Raw genomic sequence first — 17,413 nt, forward strand, 5'->3', positions numbered from 1 at the left:
CTACACCCAATTCTCCACTCTCACGCCCGGCATTCTTGCGAATTCTCGAAAATTGTTGGTGACGACGATGAGCCCCTCGCTGCGGGCATGACCGCCGATCTGCATGTCATGCGGACCACAAGGCGTTCCGGCCCGCTCCAGTTCGGCTCGGACTTGCCCGTAATGCGCGGCAGCCTTCTCCGCGAACGGAAGCACTTCCAGCCGCGCCACGAATTGCTCGATTGCCTTTAAGTTCTCGGTTCGTCGCGCCGACTTCTCCGCGCCATAATGCAGTTCGCCCAGCGTGATGCTCGATATGCAAAGCTGCTCCGCCAACCCATTGAATTTGTCGCGGAGGGCGGGTGGATAAGTCTTCATCACGTAAATGCAGATGTTTGTGTCCAGCATATAGTTGAGCATCAGAAAGGCTCGCGAGTCTCTGCGGGCGGTTGCTCTCGCTCGACCATGAAATCGTCAGTGACGCGCGGCCCGTGCAAGAAAAGGTCGTCCCACCTTTTGCCCTGAGGCGCGATCACGCGAGTGCGGCCGATCTTGAGGATATCGACGTGATGGACCTCCTCCGGGAAGGCGACGGCCTTTGGAAGGCGAACGGCCTGGCTGCGATTGCTGGTGAAGACGGTCGAACGGGTCATGAGCTTTACTTCTTTCTGTGATATCCCTTTGGGATATACGTAGCGCGTAGGGATGGACAAGACAAGCGCGTAGGCCGCGCCAGCTGCGCCGCGGTCGCAACGCCTCGCCCTTGGACGCAAATCGCCGCGACCCATATTTCAGAGCGCGAGGCGCCCGCCACCGCTCAGGCAAAGGACGCGGATATGAACAATGTGCTTTCCGATAACGAAAACGCGTTGATCGACGCCTATTGGCGCGCCGCGAACTATCTGTCCGTCGGACAGATCTATCTTTACGAGAATCCTCTGCTGCGCAGGCCGTTACGAAAAGAGGACATCAAGCCTCGGCTCTTGGGCCACTGGGGCACGACGCCCGGTCTGAACTTCATCTATGCGCATCTCGATCGACTGATCAAAAAGCTCGACCTGGACATGTTCTGCATCACCGGTCCGGGTCACGGCGGCCCCGCGCTCATCGCCAACGCCTATCTCGAGGGGACGTACAGCGAAATCTATCCGAACGTCTCGCTGGATGAAGAGGGGATGAAGCGGCTGTTCACGCAGTTTTCCTTCCCGGGCGGCATTCCGAGCCATGCCTCGCCGGAAACGCCCGGCTCCATCCATGAGGGCGGCGAGCTGGGCTATGCGCTGTCTCACGCATACGGCGCCGCCTTCGACAATCCCGATTTGATCGTCGCCTGCATCGTCGGCGACGGCGAGGCGGAAACGGGGGCGCTCGCGACGAGCTGGCACTCCAACAAATTTCTCAATCCCGCCACGGACGGCGCGGTCCTGCCGATATTGCACCTCAACGGATATAAAATCGCCAGCCCGACGGTGCTCGCCCGCATCCCCAAACAGGAGCTCGAGCAGCTTTTTCGAGGCTATGGCTACACGCCCTATTTCGTCGAAGGGGACGATCCGCGACGGATGCATGAGCTGATGGCGGCCACGCTCGATCGTGTGGCCGCGGACATCCGACGCATCCAAGCCGAGGCGAGATCCAGCGCGTCGATCCGCCGCCCGGCCTGGCCGATGATCGTGCTCAAAACGCCAAAAGGTTGGACCTGCCCGAAGGAGGTCGACGGAAAGCGTGTCGAGGATTACTGGCGCTCCCATCAAGTGCCGATGGGAGAGATGCAAAAAAATCCCGAGCATGTCCGTCTTCTCGAGGCGTGGATGCGAAGCTATCGGCCCGACGAGCTCTTCGAGGAGAGCGGTCGACCGCGCAGGGAGCTTCTCGCCTTTGCGCCCGAGGGAAATCGCCGTCTGAGCGCCAATCCCCACGCCAATGGCGGGGCGCTTCTGCGTGATCTCAAGCTCCCTGATTTCCGCGACTACGCCGTCGAAGTGGGTCAACCCGGAGCCGTGACCGCCGAGGCGACGCGCGAAATGGGCAAATTTCTGCGTGATGTGATGAAGTGCAACTTGGAGGCGCGCAATTTCCGCCTTTTCAGCCCGGATGAAAACAACTCAAACCGTTGGCAAAACGTCCTCGAAGTCACAAATCGCGCCTGGGTTGCGGAGACTCTTCCGTGGGACGATCACCTCGCGCCGGACGGCCGCGTCATGGAGATGTTGAGCGAGCACCAGTGCCAGGGCTGGCTGGAAGGCTATCTGCTCACGGGCCGGCACGGCTTCTTCTCCTGCTACGAAGCTTTCATCCACATCGTCGACTCGATGTTCAACCAGCATGCGAAATGGCTGAAAGTGTGCAACGGAATCGAATGGCGGCGCCCCATCGCCTCATTGAACTATCTGCTGTCGAGCCATGTCTGGCGGCAGGATCACAACGGGTTCAGCCATCAGGATCCCGGGTTCATCGACCATGTAGTGAATAAAAAGGCTGAGGTCGTTCGGGTCTATCTGCCCCCCGACGCCAATTGTCTTCTTTGGGTGACCGACCAATGCTTGCGCAGCCGCAACAAGGTGAACGTGATCGTCGCAGGCAAGCAACCGGCGCCGCAATGGCTGACAATGGAGCAAGCGATCAAACATTGCGCCGGTGGACTTGGAATTTGGGAATGGGCGAGCAACGATCAGGGATGCGCGCCAGATGTCGTGATGGCCTGCTGCGGTGACGTCCCCACCATGGAAACGCTGGCGGCGGTCGAGCTCTTGCGGCGCTTTAAGCCTGAATTGAAGATCCGCGTCGTCAACGTCGTAGACTTGATGAGCCTACAGCCGCCGAGCGAGCATCCGGGAGGACTGTCTGACAATGACTTCGACGTGTTGTTTACGACCGATAGACCGATCATTTTCGCTTTCCACGGATATCCCTGGCTCATCCATCGACTGACCTATCGAAGGCACGGGCACGACAATTTGCATGTGCGCGGCTACAAGGAAGAAGGCACGACCAGCACGCCTTTCGACATGTGCGTGATGAACGACCTGGACAGGTTTCATCTCGCGGAGGACGTCATCGACCGGGTCCCGGGTCTGGCCGTGCGAGCGGCCTATGCGAAGCAGGAAATCCGCGACAAGCTCATCGAGCATCGGGAATATATTCGGCGCCACGGCGACGACATGCCGGAAGTCAAGAACTGGGTGTGGAAGGGCCAGGCGACGAGCCAAGGGGCGAGTTCGACCGAGGCCGATAATCTATAGAGCGCGATGCGAAAAAGTGGAAACCGGTTTTTCGCACAAATCGCGCTCTAAACTTTTAGAATCGATCACGTTTTCTTCGTTCAGGCGATTCCGCCTGAACGCAGCGTGATCTAGCGCGCGCACGAGGCGTGGGATGACGCCGATATGAATGTTTTCGCGATCAGGCATGGTGAGACCGCATGGAGCTTGAGCGGTCGGCATACGGGGACAACGGATCTTCCTTTGACCGATAACGGTCGTCGAGTAGCCGAGCGGCTGCGGCTGGCGCTCAAGGGAATCGATTTCGCTCTCGTTCTCGTCAGCGGAATGCAGCGAGCGCGAGAGACCTGCGAGCTGGCGGGCCTGGGCCGCAAAGCCATCATCGACAATGATCTGATGGAATGGAGCTATGGCGCGTATGAGGGACTGACGCCTTCGCAAATTCTGGAAATGTCGCCGAACTGGCTGATTTTTCGCGACGGATGTCCCGGGGGAGAGACGCCGGAGCAGGTGGGCGCGCGTGCGGATCGCCTCATCGGCCGCGTGCGGGCGGTTCAAGGCGAGGTTGCGCTTTTTGCGCATGGCCACATCCTGCGCGTGCTTGCCGCGCGCTGGATTGGTCTTCCGCCTAGCGAGGGCCAACGGTTTCTTCTCGACACCGGCAGGCTCAGCATTCTCAGCGAGTATCGCGGCGTCCCCGCGATCAAGATCTGGAGCGCGCCTGTCGGCGAGGAGGCGAACGCCTTCAAGGCTTAGCGCGTTTCCCGCTCGAACGGAGTCGTTCGAGCGATAAGGAATCGCGCAAAATTAAAAACTTAGAGCATGTCACGGAAAACCGCTTCGCGCTTTTCCGTGACATGCTCCAGAGCGAATTCCGCAGGTAGAGGGAGTTATCATCCGCGCTTCGGCTCGGGTTTCTTCCCGCGCTGATCCTTCCCCCAGAAGATGACAAATATGGCGAGGAGCCCCGCCACGCCTAGCAGGTAATAGGGCAGGCGCGCCCGATAGGGCTGCGCGACCGCAAAGGGAAAATAGGCGACCCATTGTTCGCCGTTGGGACCGTCGACGGTCACGAGCCCCGCGTAATCGCCGGGCTCCTTGAAGTCATAGGCGAGGCTGAGGCTCCCAGTAGGGTAGACGCGCGGCTCCGTGCGGGCGAGCGTTGCAGCCTCGATCGCCGCCGGGTCCGTCGTCTCGCCGATGTTGCGAAGGACGCGGAACGCGACCTTCATCTCGCGCATCTCGCTTTGCGCAAAGTCGATCGCAAAGACGGTCACGCCTGTTCGCGGCGCCTCCTCGCAATAGCGCTTCTTCGGCTTGTGCGGATCATAGGCGGAAAAATAGGCGTAGTCGGGTCCGATGTAGAGAAGGCAGACGTCCTGATTGAGCGTCAGCGCGCCGCGCGCGCGAGCCTCCGGGGCCGCGATTGCAAGGGAGAGCAACGCTGTCAGAATCCACGCCGCGAGACTTCGCAGAGCCATTTTTGTTTTTCCTTGCGCCGCTCCGGCAGCAATTTCTGACATTTTTGCGCGCGGCGTCAATGATCCTCCGCTTCGTTGCGCAGGAAGACGACATAGCCCAGGAAATGCGGATTGCGGGCAAGCGCCGTGGGCGGCGACCAGGCGGCGCCTTCCGCGATCCCCAGCCGAAAGGGAACATTGAGCCGGCCGAGCCGCGCCAGATAGGCGTCGATGTCGGCGACCGTCTCGCGACCGCGATAAGTCTGGAAGATCAATTCGTCAACGGTTTCCGAGAGCGCCTCGATATCCTCGATCGTCGCCTGCGAGGCCCAGTCCATCAGCCCTGTCACGCCGAGCCAGCAGTCCTTCGGCAGAGCCGCGCGAAGCTTCCCGAGAAAGGCCGCGTAGTTTTTTAGACCATGCGTCGAGGCGTCGAAGTCCACCTGCACGCCGGCGACGCGCGTCGCGTCCCGCCATCGAGCCAGCCGGCGGTTGACCGCTGCGAAGATCTCCGGCGTCCAATCGAGGCTGCGCACGCGATAGACGAGCCAAAGGGTCGGCGCATGCGGGCCGGGCTCGGTTCCGCCCTGCGCTTTTAGGCGCACCTCGCCGAACCGGTCCGGTCCGATCTCGCCCTGCAGCAGATAGAGGGTTTTCGCTTTCTCCAATTCGGGGCGCGTCTTGACGCCGGCCCAAAGCCAATAGGCGTCGTGATCCTGCGCCCGAACGATCTCGCCGGCGGAGGGCGGCGCCGGCCCGAGAAGCAGCAGCGCCAGCGCGAAGAGGCGCAGCCTTCTCACCAATAGAATTTCAGGCTTTTCGCCCAGGGCGTCGCGCCATAGCGCGACTTCAGCTCGTCGTGCCAGGCCTTGCGTTGAGCGAGGTCGACATCCGTCCCGCCGCAGGTGTTGTTGCCCGCGGGCGCATAGCAGTTCACCAAGCGAAAGAGCGCATAGGCCTTGTCGCGCTCCGGCGTCGAGGCTTCGGAGACAAGCTTCTTATAGACCTCGCCGCGGGAGAAGGGCTCGCCGGGGAAGATCGGCTTGGTTCCGCCCAGCTCCTCGGCGGGCGGGTGGACCGACTCAAACCCGTCGAGATCGGCGACGCGGATGAATTCGCCGAGGCACAAGAGACCGTGCGAGGAATTGGCGTTGGCGGAGAGTTCTTTGACGACGTCGCGCAAGTCGGGGCAGGGGTAGGGCGTCTTCGTTCCCGGCCAGAGCAGCGTCGTGGATTTATAGGCGTCGGCGAGCGACCGGCCTTCGACCTCGTCCCGGCTCAGCCCTTCGGCGTTGTAGTCTTGCAAAAAATTACCGTATTGCCCGTGCGTCGCCTCTTTGAAGAGCAGGACGACGCGCGCGAGCCGCCGCTCGGCCGGGGTGGTTTCCGGATTCTCCACCGCCATGCGTAGCAAGATCGGTCCCGCGACGTATCGCAGCAAAAGGGCGCGGATGCGCGGCGAGGCGATGCGCGTGCCCGGCAGGAAGACCTTGTTGACGGTTCCGAGCCGCTCCCAGCTCATGGCGAGGCCGAGCTCGACCGCTTCCTTCCGCCAGGGATCGTCGGCGAGCGGCAGAAGCCGGCGCCATTGCTCCACCGCCCTCTCATATTGGCCCGACGCCATGAGCGCCTGGCCGCGCAAGGTCTCGCGGCTGAAAGCGAGATAGGGCGACGACAAAGGGCCGGGCGCCGGCTCGCCGAGAAGCTTCAGCGCCTGCTGCGAGTCGCCGTCGACATAATAGGCGCGCGCGGCTTTCAAATAATCGAAGAGCGCCGCGCGACCCGTGAAATCCTTCGCCTGCGCCTCCAGTTCCTGGTCGGGAAAGTCGGGCTTGCCCTTGCCGCTCGCCCGCATGCGCATCAGGTCTCTGACGGCGAGCAGATTGGGATCAGGGCTCTCGCCCTTCTCGCCCAGGAATTTGAGGTCGATCTCGTCGGCGAGATCGGGGAGGGCCGAAGCGGAGCGCGCCGCGCCGGCTTGCGAGATCAGCGCGGCATATTCCGCGCCGAGCTTCGCCTTGTCGCGCGCGAGCCAAGAGACGCGGCGGAGCAGTCCCTGCGCCGATGCGGCGTAGCGGCCCTTGGGATAGTCCGAAATATACGCCTTGAACGCATTCTCCGCCGCGTCGAGCGAGGCCTTGTCGGAGACTTTCGGCTCGGCGGTTCCGTCGAATTCGGCGAAGGCGCCGATCTGCGCCTTGTTGAGTAGGGCGCGGCCGCTCATGTAGCGCGCGGTCTCGTTCAACCACGCGTTCCGAGACTTCGCGAGCGACGCGAACTGAGTGAGGGCCGCGTCGAAAGCGCCGTCGTAAAAAGCCTTGGCGCCGGCGAGGTAGGCGGCGAATTCGCGCGCTGTCTCGCTGGGCTTTGCGATCTTGGCGAGCGCATCCTCCGCGGGAGAAGATTTGGCGCCTTTCTCGTCGCAACTGGAGGTCAAGCCGTTGCGCGCCTCGATCAGCGCGGCGCGCTCGCCGTCGCTCAGACCCCTTTCCTCACGCGCCGCCTCGACGAAGGCTCTCTTGCCGGCTTCAAGCGAGAGGCAGCGGCTGCCTTCGCCATCGGCGGCCGGGACCGAGTCGGGCCGCCGCGGCGGACGCCCGCAGGCCGTATCGAGATCCGACAGATCGAAGAGTCCGCTGGCGTTCAGATCGGGGCCGAGATCCGCCGCGGGCGCCTGTGGCGCGATGCGCCGCGACGCCGCGTCGAGCATGAGGAGCTGCAGATTGATGCGGCTGTCGTTGCCGGGACTGAGGAAGGGGAGGCCGCTGTCGCTGGCGTAGGCTTTATGGTCGAGCGTCCAGATCGGCCCCGTATCTCCGCCGCCTGCGCAGGCTTTGGCGGCGTCGAGCGGAAGGAGCAGCAGAGCGGGGAGGGCGCCGAGGCGCGACAGGCGCAGGACGAAGCGACGGGCCTCAGAGGGAATCGAAGCGATTAGGTCGGTCATTCGCGCCTCCAGACGTCTCCGCGGTGGGAAGTTCTAAAGCGGCGCTCGGGCTCGCGCCGTGCGCCAGCTCACGCGCCGCGTCGCGCCCGCGAAACCATCTCGCGCGCCTTGAGAAGGCGCGCGAGGCGTGCGACCTCGGCGCCGCCGGCGTTCAAGAGGGCAGTCTTGCGCGCGAGGAGCCCGACCGGGCGCGCAAGCGACGGGGCAAGCCGGGTCAGCAGTCCTTCCGGCGCGGCCTTGAGCGCCCGCGCCATCTTCAAGCCGCCGAAGGCCGCAATGTCTGCCGCCTCGTCCACGAATCCGCGATCGGCGCAAAAGCCGGCGCAGAGCAGGAAGACGTCCGCCTGGCGCGCCTGAGCGAGCGCCCGCGCAAGTGCCGCGCCGGCGTCCGCCTCCTCGATCATATGACAGCCGGCCTCGTCTGCGATGTCGGCGAGCGACGGAGCGGGCGCGGCGACGAGCGTTGCGTCGGCGATGACGCCGGCGATCGAGGCCTCGACGAGGGAGCCGAGGCTGCGCGCGGCCCGCTCGCGGAGGAGCGCGCCCGAGTCTGTCGCTTCGCGCGTCGGGGAGCGGTCGTGGCAAAGAAGAATGAGCGAAAGCATGCGGTTCTTCTCGTTTTAGGGCGCGATCGCCCTTGCGGTCGACGTCCAGCCGACATGTGTTGATGCATGTATTGATAATTGAGTAGCAAATTCAGGCGCAAAGCAAAAAGCGCCTATCCGCTGCTCAAATAGCTGCCCGCGCCCATTGCTCTCCGCGAAGCCATTTGCGACCATCGGCTCATGCCGCTCGATCCTTTTCCGACCGAGATCCTGACGACCGAAGAGATGGCGCGCGCCGATCGCTTGACGATCGAGTCGGGCCTCCCCGGCAAGGAGCTCATGAAGAACGCCGCCGCGGCGCTCGTCAGCGTCGTGACGCGCATGCTGCAGACGAGCAGCGGGCGGCGTGTGCTCGTGCTCTGCGGGCCCGGCAACAACGGCGGCGACGGCTATGTGGCGGCGCGTCTCTTGCGTCAGGCGCGCATGAAGCTGCGCGTGGGCGCGCTGACGCCGCCGTCGAATTTGCGCGGCGACGCGCTCGCCGCCGCCGCGGCCTGGGACGGGGCCGTGGAGCCGGCGGAGGCCTGCTTGCTCGCCAACGCCGATATTGTGATCGACGCGCTCTTCGGCACGGGCCTCGCGCGCGACATCGAGGGAAAGGCCGCCGATCTGATCCGCCGGCTGAACCAATATCGGCGCGAAAGCGGCGTGCGCGTCGTCGCGGTGGACATCCCCTCCGGGATCGACGGATCGAGCGGCGCGGTGCGCGGGGTCGCTGTCGAGGCGGACGCGACCGTCACCTTCTTTCGGCTGAAAAACGGCCATCTGCTGCTGCCGGGCCGACTCCATTGCGGAGAGCTGACCTGCGCGCACATCGGCATCCGCTCGGCGGTGCTGGGCGAGATCAAGCCGCAAACCTTCGTGAACGCGCCCGGCCTGTGGCGCAATCTCTTGCCTCTGCCGCGCGTCGACGGCCACAAATACTCGCGCGGCCACGCGGTCGTCGTCTCGGGCGGGTTCTCTTTCACCGGCGCGGCGCGGCTCGCCGCGCAGGCGGCGCTGCGAACGGGGGCGGGGCTCGTCACGCTCGCGAGTCCTCGCGACGCCATGGCCGCCAATGCGCCGGCGCTCACCAGCGTGATGCTGCGCGAGGCCGAGGGCGCCGAGGGCCTGGCCGCGCTGCTTTCCGACGCCCGCAAGAACGTCGTCGCGCTCGGGCCCGGGCTGGGCGTGGGCGAAGCCACGCGCCGCCTGGTGGAGACGGCGCTCGAACCCGCGCCGGAGCCGGACGCGAAGCGCGCCATCGTGCTCGACGCCGACGCGCTGACGAGCTTTGCTGGCGAGCTCGAGACGCTCCGGCGGCTTATCGCGAAGGCGCCGGGCGCTGTGGTGCTGACGCCCCATGCCGGCGAATTCGCCAGGCTCTTTGGCGACGCCGCGAATGACGGACCCTCGAAGCTCGACCACGCCCGCAACGCCGCGCGGTTGAGCGGCGCGATCGTGCTTTTCAAGGGCCCGGACACGGTGGTGGCCTCGCCTGACGGGCGTGCGTCCATCCTCGCCGCGGCTTCGCCCTGGCTCGCCACAGCCGGCTCGGGGGATACGCTCACCGGCATGATCGCCGGCCTGCTGGCGCAAGGCATGGAGCCTTTCGCCGCCGCTTCCTGCGGCGCCTGGATGCATGCGCGCGCCGCGACGCTCTTCGGACCGGGCCTCATCGCCGACGATATCGCCGCGACGCTCCCCGCTGTGTGGCGGGAGCTTGTCGGCTGTCTGGAAGCCGTTCTCTGAGACCGAGAATGTTCCCCAGCCAAAGGGGATCTTCTCGCCTCCCCTCAACTCAGGGTTGGAAGATTCCCCTGATCCCATTGACGTTGGCGAGGCCGTAGAGCGCGGCGTCGTGCTGTTGTTGGGCCGCGCGCTCGAGTTGGCCGGTTTTGGGATCCCTCGGCCCGAAAGTGACGATCAGGTCATGAGTGCGTTGGCGTTGCGTGTCGAAGAGGGGCGAGTTTTGATTCGCGGAAACGCGGACCAATCTCCAGCTCGGGGTGACGCTGCCTTCGGTCACGACGAAGAACGCCACCTCATGGGTGATTGCATTTTGGCCGACAGCCGGACTCTTCCCGCTACCTTTGCCGGTGTCCATGGTTCCGCCTCCCATCCCAGCAATGACCTCTTGGATGTGCAAAGCCGACGCCAGCCAGTCGTAGATTTTGAGATCGTTATTTACGATCAAAGAGAGGAACTGAGCCGTCTTTGATGGCTTGCGCCCGTTTTCCTGTTCGTCCGGATATAACTTATCCCGTTCAGCCTCATCAATCGTCTGTTCGCCGCACTGCGCCTGTTCTTTTTCGTATCGGGAGCCAGTTCTGACGTTTTCAAGCTTGGCGTTTTGTAAGAGCTTCTCGACGGTAAAATAAGCGCCTGAGGATTCGATACGCGTCGCTTGCGAACTCGCCTTGCCGCCAAAGCCCAGGGAATAGGCTTGCGGGACCTGGAGCGGCCCAAAAGTGGAGGTCGACGGGTAACCGCTCACGAATGGCGCCCACGGCCCGCCGAATGACGCCGTTGAGGAGCCGAAATACTCGCCGGCGAAATTCACGACGCCGTTGTGCATCTGCGTATTCAACGTGAGCCCAGGAGCGAGCGCGCTGGACTCCTGGATCGTGAGCACGAGCGTCGCCTGCACGCCCCAATTTTTTTTGAAAAGCTCCCTGTTCTTCGGGTCCCTCAGAGGGCCGCTGTCCTGCATGACGCAGACGACGGCCTTTTCGATAGATAAATACACGGTTTTGGAAATCTCGCGGATCAGTAAGTCGCCGTCCTGAGGGCTGTCCCAGGCTTCTTGAATCTCGGGAACGCGCAGACCGAATCCGCATCCGCTCACCGCGAGGGAAGCGAAACCGCTAATCATCAAGTAAAACTTGCGTCTCAATTTACGCTCCCGCTCTCAAGAGGAATCTTGGGGCGAATGAATAGAGGTTACTTAATCATTAATTTTCGAGATTGTCTGTTGCCCAGAGGTCACAGCCGGGCAAATTAACGCCGCCGGCCGAAGGCTTTGGATTTCTCACGTCTTAACAGAGGGTTGCAGGCGTGGAGCGGCCTGAGCGTCCTCCCCAAGCCGCCGCCGCGCCGCCGGCGCTTGCCTCATGCGCGCGCGCGTGTCAGACGCCTTGGCGTGGCGCCCGACGCCATCCTGGCGCTATCGGCACCTCAAGGACCCCATGGCAGGTTTCTCCCGCGCGGATCAGGAATTCGCGCCACTACCCGGCGCGCGCGTGCTCGTCGTCGCCGCGCATTTCAACGCCCGCATCGTCGCGCTTCTGCGCGAGGGCGCGGCGGCGGCGCTTGCGCGCGCAAAAGTCGAAGCGCGCGTGATCGAGGTTCCGGGCGCGCTCGAGATCGCTCCGGCGGCGGCCATCGCGCTGGAGGCCGCCCGCAAGGTCGGCGCGCCCTATGACGGCGTCGTCGCGCTCGGCTGCGTCATCCGCGGCGAGACCTATCATTTCGAGATCGTCGCCAATGAGAGCGCGCGCGCCTTGAGCGATCTTGCCGTCTCGCAGCGCCTACCGCTCGGCAACGGCATACTCACCGTCGAGAACGAGGAGCAGGCGATTGTGCGCGCCGACCCCAAGCAAGGGGACAAGGGCGCCGACGCCGCGCTCGCGGCCCTCGCGTTGATCCGCCTTGCGCGCGAGCAGGGCTCTCGCCGATGAAAGCCGCCGAGCGCTCCAACGCCCGTCTCGCCGTCGTGCAGGCGCTCTATCAGATGGAGGTCGCCGGTAAGGGCCTGCACGAGGTCCAGGCCGAGTTCGAGGCGCATTGGATGGGCCGGGAGATCGAGGGCGCGCAATATCGCCCCGCGGCGGTCGGCTTCTTCCGTGAGGTGCTGGGCGGCGTGCTCGAAGAGCAGCGCCTCATCGACACAAAGATCGATGCCGCGCTCTCAGGCGGCTGGCCCCTTTCGCGCATCGAGACTGTCATGCGCGCGATCTTGCGCGCCGGCGCCTTCGAGCTGATGCGTCGTCCGGACGTGCCGGCTTCCGTCGCGATCAAGGAATATGTGGACGTGGCGGGGGCCTTCTTCGGCCCGACCGAATGCGGAATGATCAACGCCGTGCTCGACCGCCTTGCCCGCGAGACGCGCGCCGCAGAAAAGGCCAAGAGCTGAGGCGAGACGGCGCGTGACTCTGGGCGCATTTTTCCGTAACGCGCTCTTACGCGCGCAAGGCGTTTCAAACCCTGCAAGCTCACGAGAGCGCGGCCGTAGTTTTTTCTCTTATGGCGATGACAAAGCTCTATGTGGTTAGGGCGATCAAGTCCTCGCCATCGACTTCGCGAGGCGAATTGAGGAGGAATGGCGCCTATGATGGAAACCATCTTTCAACTCCCGCACCGTACCAATCTCGGAAGACGCCGCTTCATGACGTGCACGGCGGTCGCCGCGGGAGCCGCCGCCGCAGGCGCATTCGCCACGACGAGCGCGCAGGCGAAGGAGAAAGTCCCCACGCCAGACGGCAAAACGGCGCCCGTCCACGCGACCGAGGCTCAGCGAAAGTTCATGCAGGAGGCGACGGATCTGGCGACGGAATCGGTCGAGAAGGGCTGGGGAGGACCGTTCGGCGCCGTCATCGTGAAGGATGGGGAGATCATCGGACGGGGGCAGAACCGGGTTCTTCTCACCGGATGTCCGGTGTTCCACGCCGAGGTCACTGCGATTATGGACGCCTCGCAGCGGCTCAATCCCAAGACGCTTTTGGGGAGCGATTATGGCGCGGGAACCATCCTCGAAATGATCCCGCGTCCGCCGAACTCTCCCGATCGCGTGCCTCAGCGCGCGAAGATGTTGAAGGGCTGCGAAATCTACATCAATGGCGCCCCATGCCCGATGTGCATGAGCGCGATCTACTGGTCGCGCATCGATCACGTCTATTTCGCCGCGAGCCTGGACGACACGAGCCATATCGGCTTCGACGACGCGTTCCAATACGAGGACTTCAAGCTGCCCTGGGAGAAACGGCGGAACATTGCGGTGACGCCTAACTTCGAGCGAGACACGGGGCTAAAAGCTTACCGTGCGTGGGAAGACAAAAAGGATCGCCATCCTTACTGAGGTCTTGCTCGCTCTGATGTTGGCCCGACCGGGTGGACTGCTTATTTTCGCGAGGCGCTTCCGGGCGCGGCGAAGTCAGTCTTCGCGCCGATCGCACCCGTGGCGCGAGCGCCCAAGGTGACGCTCGCTCATCGCTCGTCTCTCCGGACGCGTCGGCCTCGGGCACAACAGCTGGGGGCTTTGAGGCATGCTATACTGCTCGAATGGCTGCGAAGGACCCCGAAGACCCGGTTCTTGAGCGTTTCCGCGGCGCGGCGCGCAAGCTCTACGGGGAGCGCGTGGCGCGCCTCGTATTGTTCGGCTCGCGCGCGCGGGGGGATGCGCGGCCGGATTCAGATTACGACATCGCCGTGTTTCTACACGGTGACATTCCCGACCGCATCGAGGAGATTTACCGCCTCGCCGACATCAGCTCGGCTATCCTTGAGGAAACCGGCGAGTTCGTTCACGCCATGCCCTACCGCGCTGAGGCTTACGACGAGCGCACCCCGCTCATGCATGAAATTCGCCGGGAAGGCCTTACTCTATGAAGCCGGAGACGGGCGCGTTTTTGGAGAAGGCGCGCGAGTTTCTGGCGAAAGCGCAAACCTTCCTCGACGCCAGTCATTGGGCGGATGAAGCTGGGCGCGCCGCATATCTTGCGGGTTTTCATGCTGTAGAATCCGTGGCCAGCCTCCTTCCATGACACGCCGCTTCACCGAGTTTGAGCTCATCGAACAGCTCTTCGCGCCGCTCGCGGGGCCGGCGGGGCTCGGGCTCGCGGACGATGCGGCGCTGCTGCCGGCGGGCGAGGAGACCGTCGCGACGGTGGATGCGCTCGTCGCGGGCGTGCATTTCTTTGCCGACGACCCGCCCGGCGCCATCGCCAAAAAGGCGCTGCGCGTCAATCTCTCCGATCTCGCCGCCAAGGGCGCCGAGCCCTTGGGCTTCCTGCTGGCGCTGGCGTTGCCGCAGGATTGGACGAACGACTGGCTCGCGGCTTTCGCGCAGGGGCTCGGGGAGGACGCGGGCTCCTTCTCCTGTCCGCTCCTTGGCGGCGACACGGTCAAAACGCCCGGGCCCCTGACGATTTCGATCACGGCGCTCGGCTGCGCTAAGGGGCGCTTCGTGCCGCGCACGGGAGCGAAGGTCGGCGACGGCGTCTTCGTCAGCGGGACCATCGGCGACGCCGCGCTGGGGCTGCGGCTGCGCAAAGACCCGGCCCTCGCCGCGCGGCTTTCGGCCTCCTCGCGCGACTTCCTGCTCGAGCGCTATCTGTTGCCGCGCCCGCGCCTCGAGCTCGCGTCCCAGCTGCGTGCGGGCGCGAGCGCCGCGATGGACGTCTCCGACGGTCTGATCGGCGATTTGGCCAAGCTCGCGCGCGCCTCCAAGGTCGCCGCGCGTGTGAAGCTGGAAGATATCCCCCTTTCCGAGGCTGCGCGCGAGGCGCTCGCCTTCGCCCCGGATCTCCTCGAAACGCTGCTTTGCGGAGGCGACGATTACGAGATCCTCGCCTGCGGCGACGCCAGGCTTTTCGGCGTCAGCCCCGGCGGGCGGCGGGACTTTCGTAGAATCGGCGAAATCGTTGCTGGCGAGGAGCCGCCACGGCTCGTCGACGAGCGTGGAAACATAATTGAATTCAGTGCTTTGTCGTTCAGCCACTTTTAGATTGCGCCGGTTTGCGCCCATTGCCGCCGGCAAAGCTTTCTGGCAAAGGGTGAAGAGAACAACCGCCGCAGCCGCGATTCGGATCGCGGCTGCGCGTCTTTTTTCGGCAAAGCGCGAGGGCGGCGGCGATCCTCGCATATAGCGGCGCCCGCAAGAGGCGCCGGAACAAGAGGGCGGGACCACCATGGTATTGTTTCTCACTATTCTGTTCGGGCTGGCGGCAGTCGCCTATGGGGCGCTGACCGCCAAGGAACTCCTGGCGCAAGACGCCGGCTCCGCGCGGATGCAGGAGATCGCGGGCGCGATCGCGGAGGGCGCGCAGGCCTATCTCAATCGCCAATACCGCACGATCGGCATGGTCGGCGCCGGCGTGGCCGTGCTGCTGGCGCTGTTCCTCGGCCTCTGGGTCGCCTTCGGCTTCGTGCTTGGCGCGGTGCTTTCGGGCGCGGCCGGCTACATCGGCATGAACGTCTCGGTGCGCGCCAATGTCCGCACCGCCCAGGCCGCGACGAAGTCCCTCGCCGAGGGCCTCGACATCGCCTTCAAGGCGGGCGCGATCACGGGTCTTCTCGTCGCGGGCCTCGCGCTGCTCGGCGTCGCGATCTATTACGCGATCCTCACCTGGGGCGCGGGCTATGGTCCCGCCGACCGCACGGTCGTCGACGCGCTCGTGGGCTTGAGCTTCGGCGCCTCGCTGATCTCGATCTTCGCGCGTCTCGGCGGCGGCATCTTCACCAAGGGCGCGGACGTCGGCGCCGACCTCGTCGGCAAGGTCGAGGCGGGCATTCCCGAGGACGACCCGCGCAATCCGGCGACCATCGCGGACAATGTCGGCGACAATGTCGGCGATTGCGCCGGCATGGCGGCCGACCTCTTCGAGACTTACGCCGTCACCGTCGTCGCGACGATGGTGCTCGCCTCGATCTTCTTCTCCGGCCAGGAAGGCCTCTCCAACGCGGTGCTCTATCCGCTCGCGATCGGCGGCCTGTCGATCCTCGCCTCGATCGCCGGCACTTATTTCGTCCAGCTCGGCGACAGCCATTCCTTCGAGCTCACCAAGCTCGCCGCGCCCTGGTTCAAGAAGCTCGGCATCGACGACTCGATCATGGGCGCGCTCTATAAGGGCCTCATCGCCTCGGGCGTCTTCTCGATCGCCGGCCTTTTCCTCGCGACGCTCTTCACCGTGGGCCTCGGCGAGATCGGCAAGGTGAACGGCCAGCCGATCTACGGTTTCTGGCTCTTCATCGACGGCGTCATCGGCCTCATCGTGACTGCGGCGATCGTCTACATCACCGAATACTACACGGGCACCGGCAAGCGTCCGGTCGTCTCGATCGCGCAGGCCTCGGTGACGGGTCACGGCACCAATGTGATTCAGGGCCTCGCGGTGTCGCTCGAGTCGACGGCGGCGCCGGCGCTGGTGATCGTGCTCGGCATCTTGTTCACCTATAATCTCGGCGGCCTCTTCGGCGTCGCGATCGCTGTCACGACGATGCTCGGCCTCGCCGGCATGATCGTCGCGCTCGACGCCTTCGGTCCGGTGACCGATAACGCCGGCGGCATCGCCGAAATGGCGGGCCTGCCGAAGGAGGTGCGCCAGTCGACCGACGCGCTCGACGCGGTCGGCAACACGACCAAGGCCGTCACCAAAGGCTATGCGATCGGCTCGGCGGGCCTCGGCGCGCTCGTGCTCTTCGCCGCCTACACGAACGACCTGAAGCACTTCACGGAGCAGGGCCTCCCCTTCTTCAAAGGGATGGAGACCGTCGACTTCGCGCTCTCCAATCCTTACGTCGTCGCGGGCCTGATCTTCGGCGGCCTCATCCCTTACCTTTTCGGCGGCATTGCGATGACCGCCGTCGGCCGCGCCGCCGGCTCGGTCGTCGAGGAGGTGCGCCGTCAGTTCAAGAATCCGGGCATCATGGCCGGCACGGAGCGTCCCGACTATGGCCGCGCCGTCGACTTGCTTACCCAGGCGGCGATCCAGGAAATGATCGTTCCCTCGCTCCTGCCCGTGCTCGCGCCGATCGTGGCCTTCCTCGTGGCCTGGATCCTGGGCGGCAAGGCCAACGCCTTTGCGGCGCTGGGCGCGCTGCTGCTGGGCGTCATCGTCAACGGCATTTTCGTCGCGATCTCGATGACCTCGGGCGGCGGCGCTTGGGACAACGCCAAGAAGAGCTTTGAAGACGGTTTCGTCGACAAGGACGGCGTCACCCATGTCAAGGGCGGCGACGCGCATAAGGCGGCGGTGACCGGCGACACGGTCGGCGATCCCTATAAGGACACCGCCGGCCCGGCCGTGAACCCGGCGATCAAGATCACCAATATTGTCGCGCTGCTGCTGCTCGCCGTGCTGGCGCACTGAGCGGCGGAGAGCGGTCGAGATTTGGAAGGGCGGGGGAGACCCCGCCCTTTTGCTTTCAGCGGCCGGGCCTGCGGTCGGGAGTGGACGCGGCGAATTGCGGCGCGCGCCGAAATGACATTTCTAGATATTTAAAGAA

General features: G+C 64.4%; 16 protein-coding genes. 9 read left to right on the forward strand and 7 right to left on the reverse strand.

Features of this window, described 5'->3' with window-relative positions; translation table 11 throughout:
- On the reverse strand, nucleotides 1-399 hold the full coding sequence (vapC, locus tag QMG80_RS10715) for a type II toxin-antitoxin system tRNA(fMet)-specific endonuclease VapC (protein WP_085772819.1): 399 nt from the start codon (nucleotides 397-399) through the stop codon (nucleotides 1-3).
- Nucleotides 399-632, reverse strand: coding sequence for a type II toxin-antitoxin system VapB family antitoxin (gene vapB / locus QMG80_RS10720; protein WP_085773816.1), 234 nt, complete (start codon nucleotides 630-632; stop codon nucleotides 399-401). Before vapB ends, vapC begins: the two co-directional genes overlap by 1 nt.
- 135 nt (nucleotides 633-767) lie before the next feature.
- Here vapB and QMG80_RS10725 point away from each other — a divergent pair, with 135 nt between their 5' ends.
- Both QMG80_RS10725 and QMG80_RS10730 read left to right on the forward strand, forming a co-directional pair.
- Nucleotides 768-3,221: a phosphoketolase family protein gene (locus QMG80_RS10725; protein ID WP_281926443.1), complete on the forward strand. Its 2,454-nt coding sequence runs from the start codon at nucleotides 768-770 to the stop codon at nucleotides 3,219-3,221.
- A gap of 144 nt (nucleotides 3,222-3,365) precedes the next feature.
- Nucleotides 3,366-3,956 (forward strand): histidine phosphatase family protein, encoded by a 591-nt coding sequence (locus QMG80_RS10730; protein ID WP_085772821.1) that lies wholly within the window; start codon nucleotides 3,366-3,368, stop codon nucleotides 3,954-3,956.
- A 137-nt stretch (nucleotides 3,957-4,093) separates the two neighbouring features.
- Here QMG80_RS10730 and QMG80_RS10735 read toward each other — a convergent pair whose 3' ends face one another.
- The 4 genes from QMG80_RS10735 to QMG80_RS10750 form a co-directional block, all read right to left on the reverse strand.
- A complete protein-coding gene (locus tag QMG80_RS10735) occupies nucleotides 4,094-4,681 on the reverse strand; it encodes a hypothetical protein (protein WP_085772822.1) in 588 nt (195 codons plus the stop codon).
- Nucleotides 4,682-4,737: 56 nt separating this feature from the next.
- Nucleotides 4,738-5,460 (reverse strand): DUF3142 domain-containing protein, encoded by a 723-nt coding sequence (locus QMG80_RS10740; protein ID WP_245299970.1) that lies wholly within the window; start codon nucleotides 5,458-5,460, stop codon nucleotides 4,738-4,740.
- Nucleotides 5,457-7,604 carry a PA5441 family protein gene (locus QMG80_RS10745; RefSeq protein WP_245299971.1) on the reverse strand — a complete coding sequence of 716 codons (2,148 nt, stop codon included), beginning with the start codon at nucleotides 7,602-7,604 and terminating at the stop codon, nucleotides 5,457-5,459. Before QMG80_RS10745 ends, QMG80_RS10740 begins: the two co-directional genes overlap by 4 nt.
- Before the next feature lie 68 nt (nucleotides 7,605-7,672).
- Nucleotides 7,673-8,209: a hypothetical protein gene (locus QMG80_RS10750; RefSeq protein WP_085772824.1), complete on the reverse strand. Its 537-nt coding sequence runs from the start codon at nucleotides 8,207-8,209 to the stop codon at nucleotides 7,673-7,675.
- A gap of 180 nt (nucleotides 8,210-8,389) precedes the next feature.
- Between QMG80_RS10750 and QMG80_RS10755 the strand changes: the two genes are divergently transcribed.
- On the forward strand, nucleotides 8,390-9,940 hold the full coding sequence (locus QMG80_RS10755; protein ID WP_085772825.1) for an NAD(P)H-hydrate dehydratase: 1,551 nt from the start codon (nucleotides 8,390-8,392) through the stop codon (nucleotides 9,938-9,940).
- Between the two features lie 49 nt (nucleotides 9,941-9,989).
- Here QMG80_RS10755 and QMG80_RS10760 read toward each other — a convergent pair whose 3' ends face one another.
- Nucleotides 9,990-11,084 carry a hypothetical protein gene (locus QMG80_RS10760; RefSeq protein ID WP_158658847.1) on the reverse strand — a complete coding sequence of 365 codons (1,095 nt, stop codon included), beginning with the start codon at nucleotides 11,082-11,084 and terminating at the stop codon, nucleotides 9,990-9,992.
- 292 nt (nucleotides 11,085-11,376) lie between these two features.
- Here QMG80_RS10760 and ribH point away from each other — a divergent pair, with 292 nt between their 5' ends.
- The 6 genes from ribH (at nucleotide 11,377) to QMG80_RS10790 (ending at nucleotide 17,277) form a co-directional block, all read left to right on the forward strand.
- A complete protein-coding gene (gene ribH, locus QMG80_RS10765; RefSeq protein ID WP_085773818.1) occupies nucleotides 11,377-11,868 on the forward strand; it encodes a 6,7-dimethyl-8-ribityllumazine synthase in 492 nt (163 codons plus the stop codon).
- Nucleotides 11,865-12,323 (forward strand): transcription antitermination factor NusB, encoded by a 459-nt coding sequence (gene nusB / locus QMG80_RS10770; protein ID WP_085772827.1) that lies wholly within the window; start codon nucleotides 11,865-11,867, stop codon nucleotides 12,321-12,323. The genes ribH and nusB overlap by 4 nt, the downstream gene beginning before the upstream one ends.
- 195 nt (nucleotides 12,324-12,518) lie before the next feature.
- Nucleotides 12,519-13,265 (forward strand): nucleoside deaminase, encoded by a 747-nt coding sequence (locus tag QMG80_RS10775; protein WP_245299972.1) that lies wholly within the window; start codon nucleotides 12,519-12,521, stop codon nucleotides 13,263-13,265.
- 203 nt (nucleotides 13,266-13,468) lie between these two features.
- Entirely contained in the window at nucleotides 13,469-13,795 is a 327-nt protein-coding gene (locus QMG80_RS10780; protein WP_085772828.1) for a nucleotidyltransferase domain-containing protein, read from the forward strand.
- Between the two features lie 151 nt (nucleotides 13,796-13,946).
- A complete protein-coding gene (gene thiL / locus QMG80_RS10785; RefSeq protein WP_085772829.1) occupies nucleotides 13,947-14,912 on the forward strand; it encodes a thiamine-phosphate kinase in 966 nt (321 codons plus the stop codon).
- A 184-nt stretch (nucleotides 14,913-15,096) separates the two neighbouring features.
- On the forward strand, nucleotides 15,097-17,277 hold the full coding sequence (locus QMG80_RS10790) for a sodium-translocating pyrophosphatase (protein ID WP_085772830.1): 2,181 nt from the start codon (nucleotides 15,097-15,099) through the stop codon (nucleotides 17,275-17,277).
- Nucleotides 17,278-17,413: the final 136 nt, after the last annotated feature.

Origin of the sequence: Methylocystis bryophila (assembly GCF_027925445.1) — a bacterium.
GTDB classification, from domain to species: Bacteria; Pseudomonadota; Alphaproteobacteria; order Rhizobiales; family Beijerinckiaceae; genus Methylocystis; species Methylocystis bryophila.